The 255-nt window shown below is 65.9% G+C and carries 1 pseudogene; it reads right to left on the bottom strand.

The features are described from left to right. Window positions 1-255 (bottom strand): annotated as a pseudogene (gene cysW, locus IB263_RS33925) (sulfate/thiosulfate ABC transporter permease CysW); the annotation flags it as partial.

The raw sequence follows: 255 nt of genomic DNA, 5'->3' as shown, positions 1-255 counted from the left end.
AAGGTGACGAAGACGGTGGCGAGCACCAGGCCCGGCACGGCAAAGAGGATCTGGATGCCGTGGCTCTGCAGCCAGGGACCAAGGACACTGTGCGAGCCGAACAGAAGCACGAAGACGAGGCCGGAGACCACCGGCGAGACCGAGAACGGCAGGTCGATCAGCGTCGTCAGGAAGGCCTTGCCCTTGAACTCGAACTTGGCGATCGCCCAGGCGGCGGCCACGCCGAAGACGAGGTTGAGCGGCACGGCGATGGCG

Origin of the sequence: Ensifer sp. ENS03, from assembly GCF_014852035.1 — a bacterium.
Lineage (GTDB): Bacteria > Pseudomonadota > Alphaproteobacteria > Rhizobiales > Rhizobiaceae > Ensifer > Ensifer adhaerens.
Note: the sequence above shows the minus strand (reverse complement) of the source record. Positions and strands in the feature narration are given on the sequence as shown.